The following is a 21,927-nucleotide window of genomic DNA, read 5'->3' on the forward strand; positions in this document are numbered from 1 at the left end:
TCACCTATTTTAATTCAGAATGATTCCGATTTATATCTATTTGAATTATAGTACAGCTTATTATAGTTGTAAACCAATCTGCCTAAAATATATCTATTTTTTCAAGAAACCTTACTATTATAACAAAAAGCAGAGAAAAATTCTCTGCTTCCGAAAAATATTCCTATAAACTTTTTAGTGAATAGCCGATTTAAACTTACCACCATTTGTCTCTTGCGTGCTCATAATCGTAACAAATGCATTTTCATCAATTTCATGCACAATTGATTTTAACTTCGTCACTTCTAGACGCGTTACAACTGCATAAATAACTTCTTTTTCTTTATCCGTGTAACCACCTTTCGCTACAAGCTTTGTAGTTCCACGGCCAAGACGATGCAAAATCGCGTTTGATACTTCCTCATATTGATCAGATACAATTAAAACCGCCTTCGTTTCATCTAGCCCTTGAATTACTGTATCGATCGTTTTAAATGCGATATAGTACGTCATAACAGAATACATCGCTTGTTCCACACCAAACACAAATGCTGCCCATGCAAAAATAAATAAGTTCACAAACATTACGAATTCACCAACAGAGAATGGTAATTTCTTCGTTAATAAAATCCCCATAATTTCAGTTCCATCTAGCGATCCACCATGACGAATTACAAGTCCTACACCAAGACCTAAAATAAGACCACCAAACACTGTCGCTAAAATAGGTTCTGTTGTAAATGGCGGTACCGCATGTAACGTTGACTCAATGAAAGCTAACGCTACAATACCAAATGTCGAAGATAACATAAATGTTTTTCCAATTTGCTTATAACCGGAATACATAAATGGGATATTGAGAACAACGACTAAAGTAGAAAAACTTAACCACCAAATGTTAGGAGTAAGATAATCTAATATAAGAGAAATACCAATAATTCCACCATCAATAATTTTATTTGGCATTAAAAATAGTTCAATTGCTACCGCCGCGCATGCTGCTCCAAAAATAATCATAACTAAACGATAAATGAGATGAATAACACTTTCTTTTCGATGTTGCTTTTGCTCCATAAGTCCTCCCTTTACTCTTTTTCTGTAGTTTTGTCCTTATATTATAACATACGCTTCTTTTCCTCATGAAAAAGAAACTCCACACGAATATGTACAAGCTATATGCTCATATATTTCGATAGAAGAACGCGTGAAGGAGGATAATAAGATGAACCTCATTAAACAAATTGTTAATAAAAAATTAAATCATATTTCTACAAAAGAGCTATTAAAATATAGCAAAGAATATGAAGTTCCCATTACAGCCGCACAAGCTGATCAAATCGTTTTACTTATGAAGGGTAAAAATATTAATATTTACGATAACAACGAGCGACTAGAGCTTTTAAAACAAATCGCAAAAGTAACTTCCCCTGCCACTGCCCAACAAGTAAATACATTATTTCAGCAACTACTAAAATAAGGAGGGGATTTCCCCCTCCTTATTGCGCTTTAATTTTTTCAAGAAGCCCTTCATCAAAAGTGCCGTTTTTCAGCATTTCGATTTCCAATTTGTATGGTGGCTTCTTATCTTTTTTATCTTCCCCTACATACGGTGTTTCAAGAATTTTTGGTACATGCATTAACTGTGGATGATGTACAATGTGATGCAATGCTTTATACCCAATGTGACCAAATCCAATGTTTTCATGACGGTCTTTTCCTGCTCCGCGTACATTTTTACTATCATTAATATGAAGTACTTGTAAACGATCTATACCAACGATCTTATCAAATTCGTTTAATACGCCGTCAAAGTCATTTACAATATCATATCCTGCATCGTGCGTATGACACGTATCAAAGCATACAGATAGCTTTTCATTATATTTTACACCATCAATAATCTTTGCAATTTCTTCAAAGCTACGACCGCATTCTGTTCCTTTTCCTGCCATCGTCTCTAACGCAATGTTAACCGTCTGTTCTGGCGTTAATACTTCATTAAGCCCTTTAATAATTTGTTGAATACCAGCATCTGCTCCAGCACCAACGTGCGCTCCTGGGTGAAGAACAATTTGTTTCGCTACACCTAATGCCGATGTTCTTTCAATTTCCATGCGAAGAAAGTCTACGCCTAATTGGAATGTTTCTGGCTTCGTCGTATTCCCAACATTAATAATATACGGCGCATGGACGATAATTTCCTCAATTCCGTTCAGCTCCATATGTTTTCTTCCTGCTTCTATGTTCAATTCTTCAATTGGTTTTCTTCGTGTATTTTGCGGTGCACCTGTATAAATCATAAACGTTGTTGCACCGTATGAAACAGCCTCTTCACTTGCTGCTAATAACATTTTCTTACCACTCATGGAAACATGAGATCCAATCTTTAACATACAATCACCTCTTCAATATACAATAGATATAATGATAGCATAATTTGTAGAAATATGTAGTGAATTGTTTGTTCACAAAAGACGCACTACACAAATTCATATGACTATTTAGACAGACTATACTCTTCATTTAAATTAGCGGGATTAAAAAAAGATAAGGGAAACCCCTTATCTTTTTTTATTGCTATATTTTCTCTTCACTTTGTCACGTTCTGTTGCAAGTTTACGTTTATAGTTTGGTTTTACTTTTTTCGGTTTTTTAATAACTTTCGTTGCCATAACATCAAGTTCGTCATTTGGTTTTTTACGGCTCTTACGACGACGACGCTCACCTAAATCTGCCCACTCATCTCCACGTAAATCTACATGTTTAAACTCGATATGACGTTGTTTTTCTAAGCTATCTAACGCTTCTTCGTTTGCTGGATCATAAATCGTCACTGCAATACCAGAATGCCCCGCACGTGCTGTTCTTCCAACGCGGTGAACGAAGAAATCTAAATCTGATGGTAGCTCATAGTTAATAACATGGCTAATCCCTTCAATATCAATACCACGTGCTGCTAAATCAGTCGCAACAATATATTGGAATTCAAGGTCACGAATTTGTTTCATCATTTTTTTACGATCACGTGGTGATAAATCCCCGTGAATTCGTCCAACTTTTAAGCCACGTTCCATTAATCCATCAGCAACTTGGTCTGCCATCTTTTTCGTATTCGTGAAAACAACTGCTAAATACGGTTTAAATTGAAGTAGCATTTTATGCACTAAATCAATTTTATTACGATGTTTAGAAGGCACTAAATAGTGTTCAATGTTTCCAGCTGCAACTTGTTTTGGATTGATATGAATATGCTCTGGATTCTCCATATATTTCTTCAGAAACGGTTTTAGTTTTTGAGGAATTGTTGCAGAGAAAACTAACATTTGCAAGTTTTTAGGCATGCGTGCTGCAATTTTGTCTACATCATGAATGAATCCCATATCAAGCATTAAGTCTGCTTCATCGACAATAATCGTATTTGCTTTATGAACAAATAATGCTTGTTCTTCAACTAAGTCTTTAATACGTCCTGGTGTCCCAACTACGATATGAGGTTGTTTTTTCAATTTCTCAATTGAACGTTGTTTATCAGTTCCACCAATTAAACAACGTGCTGTAATCATTTGGTCTTCCGCACAAAACTTTGTTAATTTCACGATTTCTTCGTAAATTTGTTGTGCTAACTCACGAGTAGGCGCTGTAATAACAAGTTGTACTTCTTCACGACTTGCATTAATTCTGTTTAATGTAGGAAGTAAGTATGCATGTGTTTTCCCAGAACCTGTTTGGGATTGTCCAATTACACTTACACCTTTTTTCACGACTGGGAAAATTTTCTGCTGAATTCCTGTCGGCTCTGTAAAGCGTAGTTCACGAACTGCATCTATTAAAAATGGTTTAAAATCATACTGTGTAAAAGTTTGTTGTGTCATAAGTTACACCTTCTTTCTAAAATTTCTACTGCGCGCACAAATCAGTCAAGTCTACATTATATCGAAATCTACAAGTAAAATCCATCTTTAGTTTAGGTTTTCACTTCAAAAACTAACCTTCTTCCCTTTTATTGCATATTGTATGTGTATATACCTAACTGAAGAAAGGAGGATTTCTCACATGTTTCCGAAATCCCCTACAAGGCAAATGTATCCGAATCCAGGGCAGCAACCTTATACACCATATCCAATTCCACAACTACCACCAATGGCACAAAAAAAGAAAGGTTTTCTTGCTAAGCTTTTTAAAAAACACGATCCAACCGAGCCGTTTATGCAAATGGTTCCACCTTACCGACAAATGGAAGGGCAACCAATGATGCATCAGCAACCACCACCGCCGCAATATCATCAGCAATATCCGCAGCAATACCAGCAACAATATCCGCAGCAATATCCGCAGCAACATCCTGAGCAAATGATACCGCCTCAAATGTATGAATCAAATGAAACGCGCGGCGGCGCAACTACAACTGCGGCAACAGCAAGCAGTGGCATCGGCAGTTTTTTTTCGAACTTAATTTCGAATCCAACTAATATGATAAATAACATCGAAAAAGTATCCCAAGTCGTTCAATCTGTAGGTCCTGTCGTCGAACAGTATGGTCCTATTATGCGTAGTCTACCAAGCATTGTTAAAATCCTCACCTCTGGAAAAAGCACGGAAGAAAATCAAACGGAAAATGTAACAGAGCCAGTTGAGGTAGAAAGTCCGCCTCCTGCACCTCAAAAAAAGAAACGAAAACGAAAGAAAATAGTGATTGAACCTGTAATAGAAAAAGAGTTACCGAAAGAACCAGTTCAACAAACAGCAACAAAACCAAAACTATATGTGTAACAATCCTTTGTTTTCTATCCACTCCTCCTTTATAATGTAAAAGACTATGCACAAAAGTATCCCTTGTTTAGAAGGAGAGGATTACTCATATGAAAATTGTTAAAATTTCCCCTCGTGGTTATTGCTACGGTGTTGTCGATGCAATGGTAATTGCACGTAACGCCGCATTAGATAAATCATTGCCGAGACCCATTTATATTTTAGGTATGATTGTTCACAATAAACATGTTACAGACGCTTTTGAAGAAGATGGAATCATCACATTAGACGGTCCAAGTCGCTTAGAAATTTTAGATAAAATTGATTCTGGTACTGTTATTTTCACTGCACACGGTGTTTCTCCAGAAGTTAAACAACGCGCAAAAGAAAAAGGTTTAACAACAATCGATGCTACTTGCCCAGATGTTACCAAGACGCATGACCTTATCGAAGCTAAGAAAGCGGAAGGGTATCATGTCATTTATATCGGTAAAAAAAATCATCCAGAGCCAGAAGGCGCAGTTGGTATTGCACCTGACATCGTTCACCTTATCGAAAGAGCCGATGATTTAAAAACATTAGAAATCCCAACAGATAAAATTTTAGTAACAAATCAAACAACGATGAGTCAATGGGATGTTCAACATTTAATGGAGGACATTCAAAAAAAATTCCCAACAGCAGAATTCCATAAAGAAATTTGTTTAGCAACTCAAGTTCGCCAAGAAGCTGTCGCTAAACAAGCTGATGTTGCAGACTTAACAATTGTTGTTGGTGATCCGAAAAGTAACAATTCAAATCGCTTAGCACAAGTATCACAAGAAATCGCGGGTACAAAAGCATATCGAGTTGCTGATGTAAGCGAAATTCAATTAGAGTGGCTACAAGGTGTAGAAAACGTAGCTGTTACAGCAGGTGCTTCTACTCCAACGCCAATTACGAAAGAAGTTATCGCTTTCTTAGAGCAATATAACCCAATGAATCCCGCTACATGGGAAAGAGTTCGAAAAGTACCGTTACAAAAAATATTACCTCGCGTGAAAGTGAAAAAAGAACAATAATAAAAACCGTTGCTTGCATGAGCAACGGTTTTTATTTTTCTTATACAAATATAAATGGATCTGTATGTAACTGCGAAGCATGAATGTGTACATTGAGTTTCTTTGCATCCACTTTTTCTTGTAATTGCTTTTGTACACCTTGTTTCATTACTTTTTCAACATTATGTCCTGGGTCAACTATATTTAAACCGAGCATCATCGCATCATGAGCAACATGATAGTACATGTCACCAGTTACATATACATCTGCTCCTTTAAATTTCGCTTGGTTTATATATTTATTACCATCTCCACCAAGTACAGCTACTTTACGCACTTTATCGTCTAACTTACCGACAACTCTTGCGCCCTTCACGTCTAATGATTGTTTCACATGTTCTGCAAATTGACCAAGCGTCATTTCTTCTTGTAAGTATCCTATTTTTCCTAGGCCTAACGTTTCACCTTTATTATCAAGCGGATACACATCGTATGCTACTTCTTCATAAGGGTGCGCCGTTACCATTGCTTTAATCACTTTCCGCTGTAATGAAGCTGGAATAATCGTTTCGATTCGCACTTCTTCTACACGTTCTAACTGTCCAGTTTCCCCGATATAAGGATTTGTCCCCTCTTGAGGTACAAATGCGCCTGTACCCTCGCTACTAAACGTACAGTGGCTATAATTGCCGATATGACCAGCACCTGCGTCTCCTAATGCATTCCTTACTTCTTCTGCATGAGTGACTGGCACAAACACAACAACTTTTTTCATTTCTTCTGCATATGTCGGTGCCAAAACTTCTGTATTTTGCAATCCTAACGCCTCAGCAAGTAAATCATTTACCCCGCCCTTAGCAACATCCACATTTGTATGCGCTGCATAGATTGCAATATCATTTTTAATACACTTTTCAATAATTTTCCCATACGCCTTATCTGTATGAATCGCTTTTAACGGGTTAAAAATTAAAGGATGATGAGCAATAATGACATTTGCCCCTAATTGAATTGCTTCATCCACAACTTCTTCCGTTACATCTAACGCAATCAATACGTGCCGCACGGGTTTATTAAGCGCTCCAATCTGCAGGCCAATCTTATCTCCTTCCATCGCCAAATGCTTCGGATACATACTTTCAAATAAAGAAATAATTTCATGGCCATTTGGAATTTTACTCATGATAAAACCTCCCCTATCATTTTCATTTTCGCTTCTACTTCCCCACGCTTCGCTTTTGTTTCTTCAGAATCAGCTGCACGTTCTAACTGTTTTAAAATATTTTGGAAGTTTTTTAATTCTCCTTCCCATTTTTCAACGAAGGCTTCACTTTTTTCTGTTATTAAAAATGGTCCCATAAACAATTCAGCTTGTTTATTTTCAGAGTAAGGCGCTGCAACATTTCCTCGCTCCCCTACTAAAATTTCGTAAATTTTCCCATCTTCTTTTACGATTTTTTCATGGATAAGCTCCCAACCATTCTCAATAAACCATTCACGAATATGATGCGCTGCAATATTAGGCTGTAAAATTAAACGTGTTACACCTTCTAATTTTTCTTTACCACTTTCTAAAATGTCACGAATTAACGCTCCGCCCATTCCGGCAACCGTAATTACATCTACTTCTCCTGGTGCGATAACAGCTAATCCATTCCCTTTACGCACATCTACTTTATCTTGTAAACCACTTTCAGCTACAGTTGCTTGCGCAGAGCGAAATGGTCCATCTACGACCTCTCCTGCAACTGCTTTTGTAGCAATATTATTTATAATTGTATAACACGGTAAATACGCATGATCCGATCCAATATCAGCGACTGTAGATCCTACTGGTATTTCACGTACAACTTCTTCTAATCGTTTTGAAAGCTTTACTTCATTCATGTATTTCCATTACTCCTTCTCTTGTCAGTCTGTCTCCATGATAATGAATTTATAGTAGTTGTTGCAAGCCCATAACAACAATTCACTGCTCTATCATTCATCGTATTTTAGAAAATATAGAAAAACAAGCCCTTTGCATAAGCAAAAGGCTTGTCATACGGAACTTTATTTTTTCTTCGATAACCAATCAGCTACTTTAGCGGCTTGATCAGCTGGAACTATATTGGCAGGCATATTGCCTTTTCCTTTCGAAAGAATTTCTTTAATTTCATCCTTTGAAAGTTTCCCACCAATTTTTTGCAAGTTAGGTCCAACTGCCCCTTGTAACTGATCACCATGGCAGCTCGTACAACTTTGCTTCACAATATCTTCTGGTTTTGATGCCGTTTGTGCTGGCTTCCCGCCATTTTTTGCATCAGCTAACTCTTTAGATTTATTTAGCCCCTGAAATGAAAATACAAACATAACGATAATACCCAATGCTGCAATAAGAGCGAACGGAATCAGCGGATTACGTTTCATATCTCTTCTCCCCCTTCTATACCCCTAAATAGTTAGATGATTCAGTCATTTCCATTGTACTTGAAAACGCTCTATCAGAAAAGAGTAAACTACCACTTGTTAAAAATATTCCATAAATTCAGTTTATTGTTTTTTATTGTCATATCGCTTATTATTTCGATAATTATTAACGTTTCTCATCATATTTTTCGCTTTTCTACATATATTTTTGTATAGAATAAACAAAATTAATCGAAAAATCGAAAAATGAGCATTTGCAAATCAAAAGACAATTCTGTAAAATAAATTACAAGAAATTGTAATCGTTGCCGATAGCTAAATTTTAACAAAAATTAACAAAATAAAAAAGTTTACTTCACAATGGTGAAGTAAACTTAAAAAATAACCTATTCTAAAAAATCCTTAAGACGCTTACTACGGCTTGGATGTCTTAATTTGCGAAGTGCTTTTGCTTCAATTTGACGGATACGCTCTCTCGTTACGCCGAATACTTTCCCAACTTCTTCAAGCGTACGAGTTCGTCCATCATCTAAACCGAAACGAAGACGTAGAACATTTTCTTCACGATCTGTTAGCGTATCTAACACATCTTCTAATTGTTCTTTTAGCAATTCATAGGCTGCATGGTCCGCAGGCGATGTTGCTTCTTGGTCTTCAATAAAGTCACCTAAATGGGAGTCATCTTCTTCACCAATTGGTGTTTCAAGAGAAACTGGCTCCTGTGCAATTTTTAAGATTTCACGTACTTTTTCTGGAGCAAGATCCATTTCTTCACCAATCTCTTCAGGAGACGGTTCACGACCTAAATCTTGTAATAATTGGCGTTGTACACGAATTAACTTGTTAATCGTTTCAACCATATGAACTGGAATACGAATTGTTCGCGCTTGGTCTGCAATGGCACGTGTAATAGCTTGGCGAATCCACCAAGTTGCATACGTACTAAATTTGAAACCTTTACGATAATCGAACTTTTCAACAGCTTTAATTAGACCCATATTACCTTCTTGAATTAAGTCTAAGAAAAGCATACCACGGCCTACATAGCGCTTTGCAATACTTACTACAAGACGTAAGTTTGCTTCTGCAAGACGACGTTTCGCTTCTTCATCGCCTTCTTCAATACGCGTTGCAAGTCGAATTTCTTCTTCTGCAGATAGTAAGTCTACACGACCAATTTCTTTTAAATACATACGAACAGGATCGTTGATTTTAACCCCTGGTGGTACACTTAAATCATTGAGGTCAAACTCTTCTTCTGTTTTTGAAATTTGGCGATTATTAGGGCCTTCTTCGTTGTCATTATCACCAACTAAGTCAATGCCTTGTTCACCCAAATATTCATAGTATTCATCCATTTGATCGGATTCAATTTCAAATCCATTCATGCGTTCTGCAATCTCTTCATATGTAAGAACGCCACGTTTTTTTCCGAGCTCAGTGAGTTGTTCTTTCACTTGCTCAAGGGTCATTTCAGTTTCAATTTGTTTAGAACGAGCTGGTTTGTCAGCCATCTGTTCCCCTCCTTACGCGAGATACAAACATTCATTATACTAAAACTTTATCAAAAAAGCTATTTTCTCGCTTTTTGATTTTGTAAATATGCTACATAATATTTAGCAGCCTCTACAGGATCTGTTTTTTCCATTTGTTTCACTTTAAAGATGATCTCCATCTTTTCAAGTTTTTCCTGATGCCGTCTAAGCGTCTCCAAATGGCCTTGTAACACTTCTTCTGTGTATTCTGGATTAATAAATTCATCCGTCGAAATATCAGTGATAATATTTTTCAACTTTTCATCAGAGAGCCAACTTAAAAATGTTCCGACTGAAGGTTCATTTCCCTTTTCATAATATGCGTATAGTTCATATAAAATCCCTTTATGTTCTTCTGTATGAAAATCTTCTATATGGGATTCCATACGAACAGCTACTTCTGCACTTTGCAACATATGGTAAATAATTTCTCTTTCCGCTCTTTCAAAACCTGTTAACTTCGGTTTTGTTTGAACGACTTGAGACGGTTTAGCAACCTGCTTTATTTGTTTTTGCTGTACCTTTTGTTCTTTGCGATATTGGTGCAATTGATTCAAAAGTGTTTCCATTGAATACGAAAATTCTTGCGATAATGACTTCAAATATGACTCTGCCTGCATCGCATCTTGTAACAACGATAACTCTTTTAAAACACTTTTCACATATTCTTCTTTGCCAGACTCATCTTGCAAATTTTTCCCTAAACGCAAATAATTTATTTTAAAACCAACAAAACTCACACTTGATTTCACAAGATTTTCAAAAGCAGTAGTCCCATATTGTTGCACATATTCATCAGGATCAAGCTTATCTGGCAAGGATGTGACTTTCACTTGGCAACCAACTTTTAGCAATAATTGCCCTGCTTTCATCGTCGCTTCTCGCCCTGCTTTATCACCATCATAGCAAAGAACAACAGTTTCAACGTTACGTCGCAGAAGTTTTGCTTGTTCTTCAGTTAAAGCTGTTCCCATTGTCGCAACAGCTTCTTCCACACCACTTTTTACCGCAGCTAGTACATCGGCATATCCTTCGAAAAGAACCACTTGCCCACGCTTTCTAATAAATGGTCTTGCTTGGTGGAAGTTATACAACAATTTACTTTTGTGAAAAATCGGTGTTTCAGGACTATTTAAATATTTCGGAGTGTCATCTCCTAACGCCCTTCCACTAAACGCTATCACCTTACCTTGTAACGTATAGATCGGGAACATAACTCTTCCACGGAAGCGATCATAATGACTACCATCCTTCTCACTTCTTATTAGAAGGCCAGCTTGTTCCATAGTAGACAGCGATAAACCTCTTTTTTGTAAAATTTTCGTCGCTGCATCCCAAGCAGGTGATGCATAACCAATTTCAAACTTCTCAATCATCTCTTTCGTAATACCACGGTTTAATAAATATGAAAGTGCTTCATTTCCCTCTTCCGTATTTACTAATAAATGATGATAATACTTTTTCAATAATTCATGAGCTTGTTGCATGATGACAGTGTCATCAGATATGTCTTCTTGTTGTCCTTGTCCTGATGTGTACTCTGCAACCGCAATTCCATTTCTTTCGCCTAGCTTTTGAACAGCCTCGGTAAACGCCAGTCCTTCCATTTTCATTAGAAAGGAAAATACATTTCCACCTTCTCCACATCCGAAGCAATGAAAAATTTGCTTATCAGATGAAACAGAGAATGAAGGAGAATTCTCACCATGAAATGGACAAAGGCCGAAATAGTTACGCCCCTGTTTTCTAAGTTGAACGTATTCACCAATGACTTCTACAATATCGGATGATGTCCGAATCTGTTCAACAACTTCTTCGGGAATTCTGTTCCCCATAACTCCATCTCCGTGTCGTATTTTGTATTCGATATAAATTAAAAAATTCCTTTATAATTCGACAATATTTTTCTAAACTTGTTAGAAAGTGTTGCCGATTACATTGTATAAACGATTTTGAACCTTTCCTATAGGTCCTTTATCTGCATAAATCGCATATACATACTTGCTATATAAAATTGTATACATTTGCTCATCTGTTACAAATGTATCTCTTAGAAACAATACATATACACCTTTTTACAAGAAGAGTAGCAAGCCACATATACTGTTTGATCTTGAGATCTGTAACTTTTTCATGTTGATCCATATAACAATCAACTCCATTTTGTTCAGTATCTACAATGATCCAATTGCCTTGCTATTTCCTTAAAGGATGAGCATATGATGCGACAAACAAAATTCCGACATGAAATTCCGCTCCAACTTGCACAATTTCAGCCTTCACGGGATATACATCTACACCAACTAATATGTTGTTGATGTTTTGCATATTTCTGTATTCTACATCCCTTCTGTGAATCCTTCCATAATGTGCGTTTTCTTGTATAGATTTTGTCGATTTAACGTAATTACATGTCTTTTTCGTAAATCCTATCCCTAGTTTATTCTGAAAAATTAAAGTCTAAACGTAAAATATAGGTTTTTATCACAATTTTTTATTATAATATATTTTCTTCAACTACGCTACATATCCCTTTATTTTTTCATCTTACATTTCAGGATGACAAACTCACACCTTGAATATACTAAAAGACAAAGGAGTATAAGTATAACCATTACACTACAATCTATTACAAAATCCATAGGTATCATATTTCACATGAGCGAAAAAAGCACATTCACCTTTGGTAAATGTGCTAAAACATTTTTTGGTTTTGCACTGCATTCACAATAATATTTGCTGTTTCTTCAATCGCTTTATTCGATACATCGATTACTTGGCAATTTATTTTACTAATTACTTCCTCAAAGTGATCAATTTCTTCTTGAATACGATTAATATTTGCATATGTTGCTCCATCACTTAATCCAAGTGATTTTAATCGTTCTTTTCGAATATGATTTAACTTATCTGGCGTAATTTTCAAACCGAAACATTTTTCTTTTGCCACTTGATATAGTTCTTCAGGTGGGTCAACTTCTGGCACGAGTGGTACATTCGCAACTTTCAAGCGTTTGTTATGAGCTAAATATTGGGAAAGTGGTGTTTTTGATGTACGCGAAACACCAATCAACACGATATCTGCTTTTAAAATACCTCGTGCATCTCTGCCGTCATCATACTTCACAGCAAACTCAATCGCTTCAATCTTTTTAAAGTATTCTTCATCTAACCTACGGACAACACCTGGCTCATATCTCGGCACTTGCCCCGTAATTTCTTCAATTTGATCAATAAGAGGGCCGATAATATCGTATGCCTCTACCCCTTCTTTTGCAGCCTCTGTTACTAAATACTGGCGCATATCAGGCTTAACTAACGTAAAACATATAAGTGCTTGATTACTCTTAGCAATCGAAATCACTTCTTTTAATGTCCCTGTATCTTCTACATACGGTACACGTCTAATATCAGGAGCAAACGGGAATTGCCCCATTGCTGCTCGAACAACCAAATCAGCCGTTTCTCCTACAGAGTCAGATACGACATATACGATTTTATTATCCATTACATTACCTCACTTTAAACAAATTACACTTATTCGTTATTTACTAAATTTACAAACGCACGTGTAATATTTGTTTTTGTAATTCGCCCAATCACTTCTAAACCTTGTTTCGTATCTTTTACAACTGGCATTGCATCAATCTGTCTTTCTATTAATTCCATCGCAATATCATATAAAGAATCCTCTCTACGACACATCGCAATGTTTGGCATCCTTGTCATGATAATATTAACCGGAAGAGAGGTTAAATCCTGCTTTCCTAAGCTCGCTCTTAATAAATCTTTACGAGACACAACACCAACTAATAGAGTCATCTGATCTACAACGAACAATGTACCAACGTCCTCTAAAAACATCGTACAAATTGCATCGTATACGGAAACATTTTTATCAATTACAACCGGTCTAGATTGATAATCTTGTACTTTAATTTTCTTAACAGCTTCAGATAATAGCTGCCCCCCAGTTTTACCCGTATAAAAATAACCTACGCGTGGACGTGCTTCTAAATAACCAGCCATCGTTAAAATTGCTAAGTCTGGTCTTAGCGTCGCACGTGTTAGACCCAATTGCGCTGCAATTGATTCCCCTGTAATAGGACCGTGATCTTTTACAATCTGAATGATATGTTCTTGCCGTTTATTCAGCTCTATGATAATCACCACCTTTAATGCACAACGAAAAAAGTTATACTATCTCTTAAATATTATATACTAAATATGCTATTCGAAAAAGAAAGTATGTAAAAAGGACCGTATACGGCCCAAAATTATATTTGAAACTTATCAAGTTGTTCTAAAAAACGTCTTGATTTCAAATAAATTCCGCAATATTCATCATAATATGTATTCAATACTAAACGCATTTGTTTTTTTGTGCTATCCTTTACCGATACATTTCCGAGCCTATGTAAATCGAAATGGAAGAAAAGGCGTAATAATTTATGAACAGCTTCGCCTACCGGTATACGATATGGGTCTTGCTCTGCATGACGTGAGCACAGAAAACCGCCTTCCCTTACGGAGAAGGCGACAAAGTCTGTTTCTTGATGACAAATCGCACATGTATCAAAGTACGGGCGCATCCCTAATACCGGAAGCATTTTCGTTTGATAAATTAATGATAATACTTCTGGATCAACACCCTCACACATATAATGCAACGTTTGATATAACATTTCAAATAAATACGGATTATGTTTTTTATCTTCTGTTGCTTTATCAGTTAACTCAACAATAAATGATGCATAAGCAGTTAAAAATATATCCTCGCGAATTTCTTTCATAGTTGAAATAATCTCGCCTTGTTGCAATGTTCCAAGCCCAGATCCCATTTGAATTAGAAAATGGCCATGTGTCATTAATTGCGACACAGATGCTAATCGGCTTTTCGGTTTTTTTGACCCTCTTGCCATTGCACTTACCTTACCAAGTTCTCTTGAGAATATTGTAACAATTTTGTTCGTTTCTCCGTAATCTGTCGTACGGATAACGATGCCCTCAACTTTTTGAAACATGTTCGTCACCATCCAAGGTTTGAACAAAACGGGTCAAGAAATTGGAGAGTCTAGATGCGCTAGCTCCTCTTCATGTTGATCCATCTCATCGTTTACGTCTTTTTCCATTTCTTTCAAAAGCAAGTACGTTTCAATGCTTCCTGTTTTGGAGAAAAACTTCCAGGTAAAATCTAGCATAAGAATCCACCTTTCTCAATAAGCGTAGCCTATAAACCAATTTCCTTTGTTGTTATTAAATTGACCCATTTTGTCCATTTTCATGTGAGAAAAATTTTTCCTAATTTATCAAAGTTCATAAAAACCAATAATCAGTGGATGAACCAACCATCCACTGATTACAACTTTACTCTATTTTAGTACTCATCCTCGCGGAAACCTAGGTCACGAAGCTGAGACATTTTATTACGCCAATCTTTTTGCACTTTTACCCATACTTCTAAAAATACTTTAGAACCAAGTAGCGCTTCAATATCAAAACGAGCTCGCTTACCAACTTCTTTTAACATTTTCCCTTGTTTTCCGATGATGATTCCTTTTTGTGATGCACGTTCAACAACAATCGTTGCATTTATATAAACTGCCCCGCCCTCACGCTTTTGAATCGCATCGATAACAACAGCCACAGAATGCGGCACTTCTTCACGTGTTAAATGTAGTACTTTCTCACGAATAAGCTCTGCAATAATAAATCTCTCCGGATGATCCGTTACTTGATTCTCTGGATAGTATTGTGGTCCTTCTGGTAAATACTTTTTAATTGTTCCAATTAAAGCGTCCACATTATTACCGTCTAACGCAGAAATTGGTACAATCTCTGCAAATTCATGTAGTTTACGATATTGATCAATTAACTCTAGTAATTGCTCTGGATGAAGTTGGTCAATTTTATTAATGACTAAAAATACTGGTTGTTTCGTTTCTTTTAATTTCTCAATGATGAATTCCTCACCACGACCAAATCCTTCAACTGCATTAACCATAAACAGAACAATATCAACTTCTTTTAATGTCGTTTGAGCCATCTTTACCATGAAGTCGCCTAATTTATGTTTAGGTTTATGTATTCCTGGTGTATCAATGAAAATAACTTGTGCATCATTTTCTGTATATACACCTTGAATTTTATTACGAGTCGTTTGTGGCTTATCACTCATAATAGCAATTTTCTGGCCAATAATACGGTTTAAAAATGTAGATTTTCCAACATTCGGTCTGCCAATAATAGAGACAAAACCTGATTTATAACCTTTTCTATTCATGTAAATCCTCCGCTAAAAATGCTCCTGGTAACAATTCTCCGACTGTCGTCTCCTGAACGTCACCATGTAAGTTTGATAAGTATACTTTCGTATCCTGTTTACATAATTCTACCATAACTTGTCGACATGCTCCACAAGGAGGTACTGGGCGCTTTGTATCTGCTACAACCGCAATGGCTACAAATTCTTTATCTCCTTCAGAAACCGCCTTAAATAAAGCTGTTCTTTCAGCACAATTACATAAGCCATATGATGCATTCTCAACATTACATCCACGATATACTTTTCCACCGCGCGTTAATAATGCTGCACCTACTTGAAATTTAGAATATGGTACGTACGCTTGTTTACGCGCTTCGATTGCTTCTAGAATTAATTGTTTACTATTCATATTCCCGCATCCTTCCTGTTCACAGCTATGAAGAGATACACTCTCTCATTAAAGGCCCTTACAGCACTTCCAAAGCTTAATAAAAGCTTCGGAATGCAACTATACCATATACGGTAAAAAGATAATAGCACCAATTATAACAGCTATAATTGCAAACAATAAAACCGCTCCTGCCGCAACATCCTTTGCAATTTTTGCAAACGGATGAATATCGGCAGTCGCTAAATCTACCGTTTTTTCCACAGCCGTATTTACCATCTCTAAACTCATTACACTCCCTATTACAACAAGTAATATCATCCACTCTATTTTCGTAATATGGAAATAAAAGCCGCAGCATATAACAATGACTGCGGCTAAATAATGGATTTTCATATTTCGTTCATGACGAAAACAAAAGAATATACCAGCTATAGCATATCCAAAACTATCTATAAGTTTTCCTTTTTTCATCGTCCTAATCCAAAAGCTTCTAAAATTTCTTTTTGTCTTCCGAACATTTCTTTTTCATCTTCTTCTGTCATGTGATCATAACCAAGTAAATGTAAAAAGCCATGTAACGCCAAAAATCCAAGTTCACGATCGAAAGAATGTCCGTACTCTTCAGCTTGCTCTTTCGCCCTTGGAATAGAGATAATAAGATCCCCTAACATGCGCGGCATCTCTGCACCAACAATCTCCATTTCTCCTTCTCCCATCTCTTCCATGGCAAAGGATATTACATCTGTAGGTTGATCTTTATCTCGGTAATCACGATTAATTTCTCTAATGCGCTCATTATCTACAAATGTCACCGATACCTCCGCACCATCCTCGATATTTTCCATTTGAGCTGCTTTTTCTAACACTTCACGAATTAAACTCATATACTCTTCTTTTACTTCTTCTGTTTCATCAATAAAATCAATTAACAAACTCATTCTTTCTCCTTTTCTTCCGGAGGTTCCGGATATGTAATACGCGAATGGAAAATACCATTTAACGTTTCACACAACGTTTTTCCAACGATTTGTAGTTCCTTAAACGTCAAATCACATTCACTAAATTGACCGTCTTGCAGTCGATCTTTAATAATACTTTGCACCAAATTATTAATTTGTTCTGGCGTTGGGTGATTCATAGAACGTACCGCAGCTTCTACACTATCAGCAATACCAACAATTGCCGATTCTTTCGAAGTTGCTTTTGAACCTGGATAACGGAACATCTCTTCTGTATATTTTTCTTTATCTTCTTTAATAGCTTTATAATAAAAATATTTCAGTAACGTTGTACCGTGATGTTGCCCAGCGATATCAATAATTTCTTGTGGAATATGATATTCTTCGAGCATTCTTACTCCATCCGTTACGTGAGCAATTATAATATCTTTACTTGTTACAGGATCTAATTTATCATGCGGGTTTTCAATTCCCATTTGGTTTTCAATAAAGAATTGCGGTTGTACTGTTTTTCCTACATCATGATAATATGCCCCTACACGCGCTAATACACCATTTGCCCCGACTGCTTCACAAGCAGCCTCAGAAAGATTCGCTACCATTACACTATGATGATATGTCCCTGGCGCTTCTAACAAAATTCTGCGTAAAAGTGGATGATTTGGGCTTGATAATTCCATAAGCTTCATACTTGATACGATTCCAAGTCCACTTTCTAAATATGGTAAAATCCCCATAGCCAAAACGGATGATATAATCCCTGAAAGTGAAGCCATTAATAATTGCGTACCAATTTCAAGAGGCGAAAAATTCCCATTACGTAATAATAAGAGCGCCGCCAATACGACTACATTTAATACAGAAACGAGTATACCAGCTTGTAAAATCATTGTACGACGATTTTTTTCTCGCAAGAAAATACTAACCGATAACGAACTTAACAATACGTAAATCCCTACACTATAATTTAATGTACTCGTTACTCCTTCATTAAACATAATACTTCCGCATACAGAAAAAATCATACTCGTTAAAAAGACAAATCGATCACCAATCATTAGTTTTACAAGTATTGTTCCCATCGCAACTGGGACAACATATGCAATCCCTGCGTATTCAAGTTTTTGAAACAAACTAATGATTTTCATTAAGACGATTGTGATAGACAAAATTGTAATATACGCTAAAACATACGGTCTATCTTCTCTTTTTCTCTTTAAAAATAATTCAAATTGTTTATGCATAAAGTATAGTAACACACCAATGAGTACCGCTAATCCAACATAAGGTTGAAAACCGTTCCCTTTTTCTAACAAACCAACTAATTTCAACTGATTATACACATCACTTGAAATTGTTTCACCTTCTCTAACAAGAACTTGTCCTTGAAGAATATAAACAGGTGGAACTAAATCTTCCTCTGCTTTTCTCTTCTCTTTCGTTAAGATTGGGTCATAAAAATAGTTAGCTGAAATTGCATATCTTCCTAGCGCCTTAATTGATTCTTTTAAACCATTATCAACATTAACACTATTCATCTCACTTACATATCGTTCTTTCGCATCTTTCAATTCGTCCATTTTAATATGCTCAGTCATGATACTATTAATCGCTGTGACCGCAGCATCTTTCGCTAATACTAATTGGCTCGGATCTGCATTAATCAAATTCAGTAAGTTTGAATCAGATAACTCTTTCGTTAAGTCAGCGGGTAGTTTCTTTTTTAACTTGTCCACTTTCTCAGCATCAGTCATCTTTTTTTGATCATCCGGTCCAACAGCTTTAATCTCTTGCACCACTTCATCCACTTTAGCAAAGACGTCATTCACAATATCAACTTTGTTTTGTTTATACTCACTTTTATATGTATATTGATCTTCAACTTTTGTAGCGGCTTCTTTTTTCTTTTTATCCGTTGTAACTTTATCTTCAATTTTTATAGGAGAATGGATTGTCTTTTTCGCAATAGAATACATATTAACATCTAATTGTTCTGGTTTTACATTATTCATAAGCGCAAAAAACAGCACTGCTCCTAACACAACGTAAGAAATCCAACTTAGTTTTTTCGAATGTTGTAAATTACGAAACCACTTAGAAATTTCTTGAGATCTTGACATGATTTCAATACCTTCTCCTCTCCAGAAATAAAGTGAAACTATTTATAGCTTTCATTTCTTCTACCAAACGATACTTTGAGGCAATATTTTATACACTAGTACCAATAGTTTATTTTCCTTATCTTTCATGATAGTAAAAAATATGACGTTCGCCAACCTTATCATACAAAAAGAAATGATCCTGACAAATAGGATCATTCCATTTTATCATATGCCTCAATAATACGTTGCACCAATGGATGTCTCACAACGTCCGTTTGTTCTAATGTAATAAATGACAGACCTGATACACCAGATAAAATATTAGCAGCTATAGATAGCCCTGATTTTACCCCTTTTGGCAAGTCTACTTGTGAAGGGTCCCCTGTAATAACCATTTTAGAACTAAAACCTAATCTTGTTAAAAACATTTTTATTTGAGCACCCGTTGTATTTTGAGCCTCATCTAAAATAACAAATGAATCATCAAGCGTACGCCCCCTCATATAAGCAAGCGGAGCTATTTCAATTACTCCTCGCTCCATCATACGCTGCGTATATTCTTGTCCAAGAATATCATGTAAAGCATCATATAACGGGCGTAAGTATGGATCTACCTTCTCTTTCAAATCCCCTGGTAAAAAACCTAAATTTTCTCCAGCTTCTACAGCAGGTCTTGTTAAAATAATTTTCTTTACATATCCTTGTTTTAAAGCCCTCACAGCCATTACTACAGCTAAATATGTTTTTCCAGTTCCTGCAGGCCCTATCCCAAAGACAATATCATTCTTCTTCATCGCATGAATATATCTTCTTTGCCCCATTGTTTTTACACGAATGGATTTACCTTTTGCAGTCTTGAAAATTTCTTCCTCATATAACTCTTCAAATTGAGCAATTTTCCCTTGTTGTGCAAGCTGAATCGCATACGCAACATCTCTCTCTGAAATTGATATACTTTTACGAATTACAACAAGTAATTGCTGTAAGATTTTTTCTACGAGTGCCACCGTTTCAACTGCCCCAGATACATGAACAGTTTCTCCTCTAGTTACGATCGATACATTCAGTTCTCGTTCAATTACTTTTAAATGCGCATCATTAACTCCAAAAAGAGCGATTGCTTCGTTAGCATTTTCCAATTGTTGGTTCATTTCTACTAATTGTTCTGCCATTACTCAGTCTCCTTGAATATCGGATTCGGATATTGGTTGTGGCTCTGCAATATTTTCAACCACAGTATAATGCAATGTGACTTTTAGTTGATCCGCCTCAACCTCTTTACTCAAAATCTTATCACTTACAATCATAGCATGTTCATCCAATTTTTTCTTTAGTTCTTTTTCGGCCATCTCCTTCGCTACTTTCAGCGCTTGCTTTTCTGTATATTCTCGATTCGCTTCTTCTTCTTCTCTCACAACATCTTTTTCATATGCAATCGGCAGTGTAAAACCAAATAATTTCACATCATGCTTTACACTTTCAGTACGAGAGCGTTTATACTTATCATGCTGAAATCCCCATATTTTTATTTTCGTATCCCCGAATTTAAGAAAATGTTCATTGTATACATTACCAGTATACACTTGGAATTGCGTCTTTAACGGGACATCCACCTTAGATGTATACCACGTTTCGCCATATACAATACCTTTCGCTGAAACAATCGTCGGACTTTCCTCATTACCATATATTCCCGATACGAGAATCTGTCCTTTTTCTACATGATCATTTTTCAGTACAACCGGCTTTCCAACTTCTACAAACGTTTTTGTAATAATCGCTTCTTTTTTTGCTACTAAATTTTGTGGCCTTTGTTCCTTTTCTTTCTTCGGTTCGTTTTTTTCAACAATTTTAAAATGATAAGTCGTTCCCCTTACTTCTAGTCCCGCCCAAGTAATGGCATTAATATTATCTGTCAAATGGCGTTGCACATCTTCTACATTCGGCATTTGAAATTGTAGTTTCCCTTTTTTAATACCCATTTTATCCAATTCTTTCATCAATATATATTCTGTTTCAGGTTTAGCTCCTGTAATTTCAATTTTCCAAACCATATTTGACATTGCAATCACACCAAAAAAGAAAATTAAAAAACCAATTAAAAATCCACTGTTTTTAATTAAACGTTTATTCCAAAAAGGAAAACCATAACGTCCAATAAAATATAATTTACATTCATTTTTTCTATAAATTGGTTTTATTTTTTTCACATCGCGTAACAACATACAAAAAACTAACGTTTCATCAGCTATCTTTTTAACATCCCAAACTAATAAATTCCTCCGTACACATTCATTAACAAACCGTTCCGCTCCTCTACCTTCAATTCGCACTTTTACATATCCAAGCCACTTTATAAACCATTTATTTTTCATTTACCACCTTCACTACCTTTCTAAAAGTAGATATACTACTTTTTATTTGAAGCATTAAAATAGCTCGTACTAAAATAAAACAGAGTAAAACTGTAATCAGTCTCTATCAACGGAACTTTTACA

Annotated in this window: 24 protein-coding genes; 3 read left to right on the top strand and 21 right to left on the bottom strand. The window is 36.0% G+C overall.

Going from position 1 to position 21,927, the window contains the following annotated elements:
- Positions 1-174: 174 nt before the first annotated feature.
- Positions 175-1,053: a YitT family protein gene (locus tag MR168_RS11490; RefSeq protein WP_000435963.1), complete on the bottom strand. Its 879-nt coding sequence runs from the start codon at positions 1,051-1,053 to the stop codon at positions 175-177.
- 148 nt (positions 1,054-1,201) lie between these two features.
- Here MR168_RS11490 and MR168_RS11495 point away from each other — a divergent pair, with 148 nt between their 5' ends.
- On the top strand, positions 1,202-1,456 hold the full coding sequence (locus tag MR168_RS11495; protein ID WP_001048954.1) for a DUF2624 domain-containing protein: 255 nt from the start codon (positions 1,202-1,204) through the stop codon (positions 1,454-1,456).
- 19 nt (positions 1,457-1,475) lie between these two features.
- Here MR168_RS11495 and MR168_RS11500 read toward each other — a convergent pair whose 3' ends face one another.
- Positions 1,476-2,372 carry a deoxyribonuclease IV gene (locus MR168_RS11500; RefSeq protein ID WP_000912460.1) on the bottom strand — a complete coding sequence of 299 codons (897 nt, stop codon included), beginning with the start codon at positions 2,370-2,372 and terminating at the stop codon, positions 1,476-1,478.
- A gap of 168 nt (positions 2,373-2,540) precedes the next feature.
- Complete coding sequence (locus MR168_RS11505) at positions 2,541-3,851, bottom strand: DEAD/DEAH box helicase (RefSeq protein ID WP_000194017.1); 1,311 nt, start codon at positions 3,849-3,851, stop codon at positions 2,541-2,543.
- Positions 3,852-4,032: 181 nt separating this feature from the next.
- Between MR168_RS11505 and MR168_RS11510 the strand changes: the two genes are divergently transcribed.
- Both MR168_RS11510 and MR168_RS11515 read left to right on the top strand, forming a co-directional pair.
- The gene (locus tag MR168_RS11510; RefSeq protein WP_086412400.1) at positions 4,033-4,749 is read left to right on the top strand and encodes a YqfQ family protein; all 717 of its coding nucleotides are present in this window, start codon (positions 4,033-4,035) and stop codon (positions 4,747-4,749) included.
- An 89-nt stretch (positions 4,750-4,838) separates the two neighbouring features.
- Positions 4,839-5,789 (top strand): 4-hydroxy-3-methylbut-2-enyl diphosphate reductase, encoded by a 951-nt coding sequence (locus tag MR168_RS11515; RefSeq protein WP_000706662.1) that lies wholly within the window; start codon positions 4,839-4,841, stop codon positions 5,787-5,789.
- Between the two features lie 40 nt (positions 5,790-5,829).
- Here MR168_RS11515 and MR168_RS11520 read toward each other — a convergent pair whose 3' ends face one another.
- The 18 genes from MR168_RS11520 to yqfD all read right to left on the bottom strand — a co-directional run bounded on the left by MR168_RS11520 (position 5,830) and on the right by yqfD (position 21,804).
- On the bottom strand, positions 5,830-6,951 hold the full coding sequence (locus MR168_RS11520) for a Nif3-like dinuclear metal center hexameric protein (protein WP_000036242.1): 1,122 nt from the start codon (positions 6,949-6,951) through the stop codon (positions 5,830-5,832).
- Positions 6,948-7,655 (bottom strand): tRNA (adenine(22)-N(1))-methyltransferase, encoded by a 708-nt coding sequence (locus MR168_RS11525; protein WP_001006542.1) that lies wholly within the window; start codon positions 7,653-7,655, stop codon positions 6,948-6,950. Before MR168_RS11525 ends, MR168_RS11520 begins: the two co-directional genes overlap by 4 nt.
- Before the next feature lie 165 nt (positions 7,656-7,820).
- On the bottom strand, positions 7,821-8,177 hold the full coding sequence (gene cccA / locus MR168_RS11530; RefSeq protein ID WP_000828141.1) for a cytochrome c550: 357 nt from the start codon (positions 8,175-8,177) through the stop codon (positions 7,821-7,823).
- 386 nt (positions 8,178-8,563) lie between these two features.
- Entirely contained in the window at positions 8,564-9,691 is a 1,128-nt protein-coding gene (gene rpoD, locus MR168_RS11535) for an RNA polymerase sigma factor RpoD (RefSeq protein ID WP_000764065.1), read from the bottom strand.
- Between the two features lie 59 nt (positions 9,692-9,750).
- Positions 9,751-11,547, bottom strand: coding sequence for a DNA primase (dnaG, locus tag MR168_RS11540; protein WP_000528223.1), 1,797 nt, complete (start codon positions 11,545-11,547; stop codon positions 9,751-9,753).
- Positions 11,548-11,628: 81 nt separating this feature from the next.
- A complete protein-coding gene (locus MR168_RS11545; RefSeq protein WP_000479733.1) occupies positions 11,629-11,772 on the bottom strand; it encodes a hypothetical protein in 144 nt (47 codons plus the stop codon).
- A gap of 136 nt (positions 11,773-11,908) precedes the next feature.
- The gene (locus tag MR168_RS33330) at positions 11,909-12,040 is read right to left on the bottom strand and encodes a hypothetical protein (protein ID WP_002024806.1); all 132 of its coding nucleotides are present in this window, start codon (positions 12,038-12,040) and stop codon (positions 11,909-11,911) included.
- 367 nt (positions 12,041-12,407) lie between these two features.
- Positions 12,408-13,220, bottom strand: coding sequence for a pyruvate, water dikinase regulatory protein (locus tag MR168_RS11550; protein WP_000368944.1), 813 nt, complete (start codon positions 13,218-13,220; stop codon positions 12,408-12,410).
- 29 nt (positions 13,221-13,249) lie between these two features.
- On the bottom strand, positions 13,250-13,882 hold the full coding sequence (gene ccpN, locus MR168_RS11555; RefSeq protein ID WP_000583756.1) for a transcriptional regulator CcpN: 633 nt from the start codon (positions 13,880-13,882) through the stop codon (positions 13,250-13,252).
- 107 nt (positions 13,883-13,989) lie between these two features.
- A complete protein-coding gene (gene recO, locus MR168_RS11560) occupies positions 13,990-14,736 on the bottom strand; it encodes a DNA repair protein RecO (protein ID WP_000487015.1) in 747 nt (248 codons plus the stop codon).
- Between the two features lie 33 nt (positions 14,737-14,769).
- Positions 14,770-14,913: a YqzL family protein gene (locus tag MR168_RS11565; RefSeq protein ID WP_000883924.1), complete on the bottom strand. Its 144-nt coding sequence runs from the start codon at positions 14,911-14,913 to the stop codon at positions 14,770-14,772.
- A 176-nt stretch (positions 14,914-15,089) separates the two neighbouring features.
- The gene (gene era, locus MR168_RS11570; RefSeq protein WP_001080230.1) at positions 15,090-15,995 is read right to left on the bottom strand and encodes a GTPase Era; all 906 of its coding nucleotides are present in this window, start codon (positions 15,993-15,995) and stop codon (positions 15,090-15,092) included.
- Positions 15,988-16,386 carry a cytidine deaminase gene (locus MR168_RS11575; protein ID WP_001086285.1) on the bottom strand — a complete coding sequence of 133 codons (399 nt, stop codon included), beginning with the start codon at positions 16,384-16,386 and terminating at the stop codon, positions 15,988-15,990. The genes era and MR168_RS11575 overlap by 8 nt, the downstream gene beginning before the upstream one ends.
- A 99-nt stretch (positions 16,387-16,485) precedes the next feature.
- Positions 16,486-16,839, bottom strand: coding sequence for a diacylglycerol kinase family protein (locus tag MR168_RS11580; RefSeq protein WP_000715466.1), 354 nt, complete (start codon positions 16,837-16,839; stop codon positions 16,486-16,488).
- Positions 16,836-17,306, bottom strand: coding sequence for an rRNA maturation RNase YbeY (gene ybeY / locus MR168_RS11585; RefSeq protein ID WP_000054684.1), 471 nt, complete (start codon positions 17,304-17,306; stop codon positions 16,836-16,838). Before ybeY ends, MR168_RS11580 begins: the two co-directional genes overlap by 4 nt.
- Positions 17,303-19,447 (bottom strand): HD family phosphohydrolase, encoded by a 2,145-nt coding sequence (locus MR168_RS11590; protein WP_000091509.1) that lies wholly within the window; start codon positions 19,445-19,447, stop codon positions 17,303-17,305. The genes ybeY and MR168_RS11590 overlap by 4 nt, the downstream gene beginning before the upstream one ends.
- Before the next feature lie 194 nt (positions 19,448-19,641).
- Positions 19,642-20,601, bottom strand: coding sequence for a PhoH family protein (locus MR168_RS11595; RefSeq protein WP_000840501.1), 960 nt, complete (start codon positions 20,599-20,601; stop codon positions 19,642-19,644).
- A 3-nt stretch (positions 20,602-20,604) separates the two neighbouring features.
- Entirely contained in the window at positions 20,605-21,804 is a 1,200-nt protein-coding gene (gene yqfD / locus MR168_RS11600; RefSeq protein WP_000792498.1) for a sporulation protein YqfD, read from the bottom strand.
- Positions 21,805-21,927: the final 123 nt, after the last annotated feature.

Origin of the sequence: Bacillus cereus group sp. BfR-BA-01356, from assembly GCF_022663635.1 — a bacterium.
GTDB classification, from domain to species: domain Bacteria; phylum Bacillota; class Bacilli; order Bacillales; family Bacillaceae_G; genus Bacillus_A; species Bacillus_A cereus.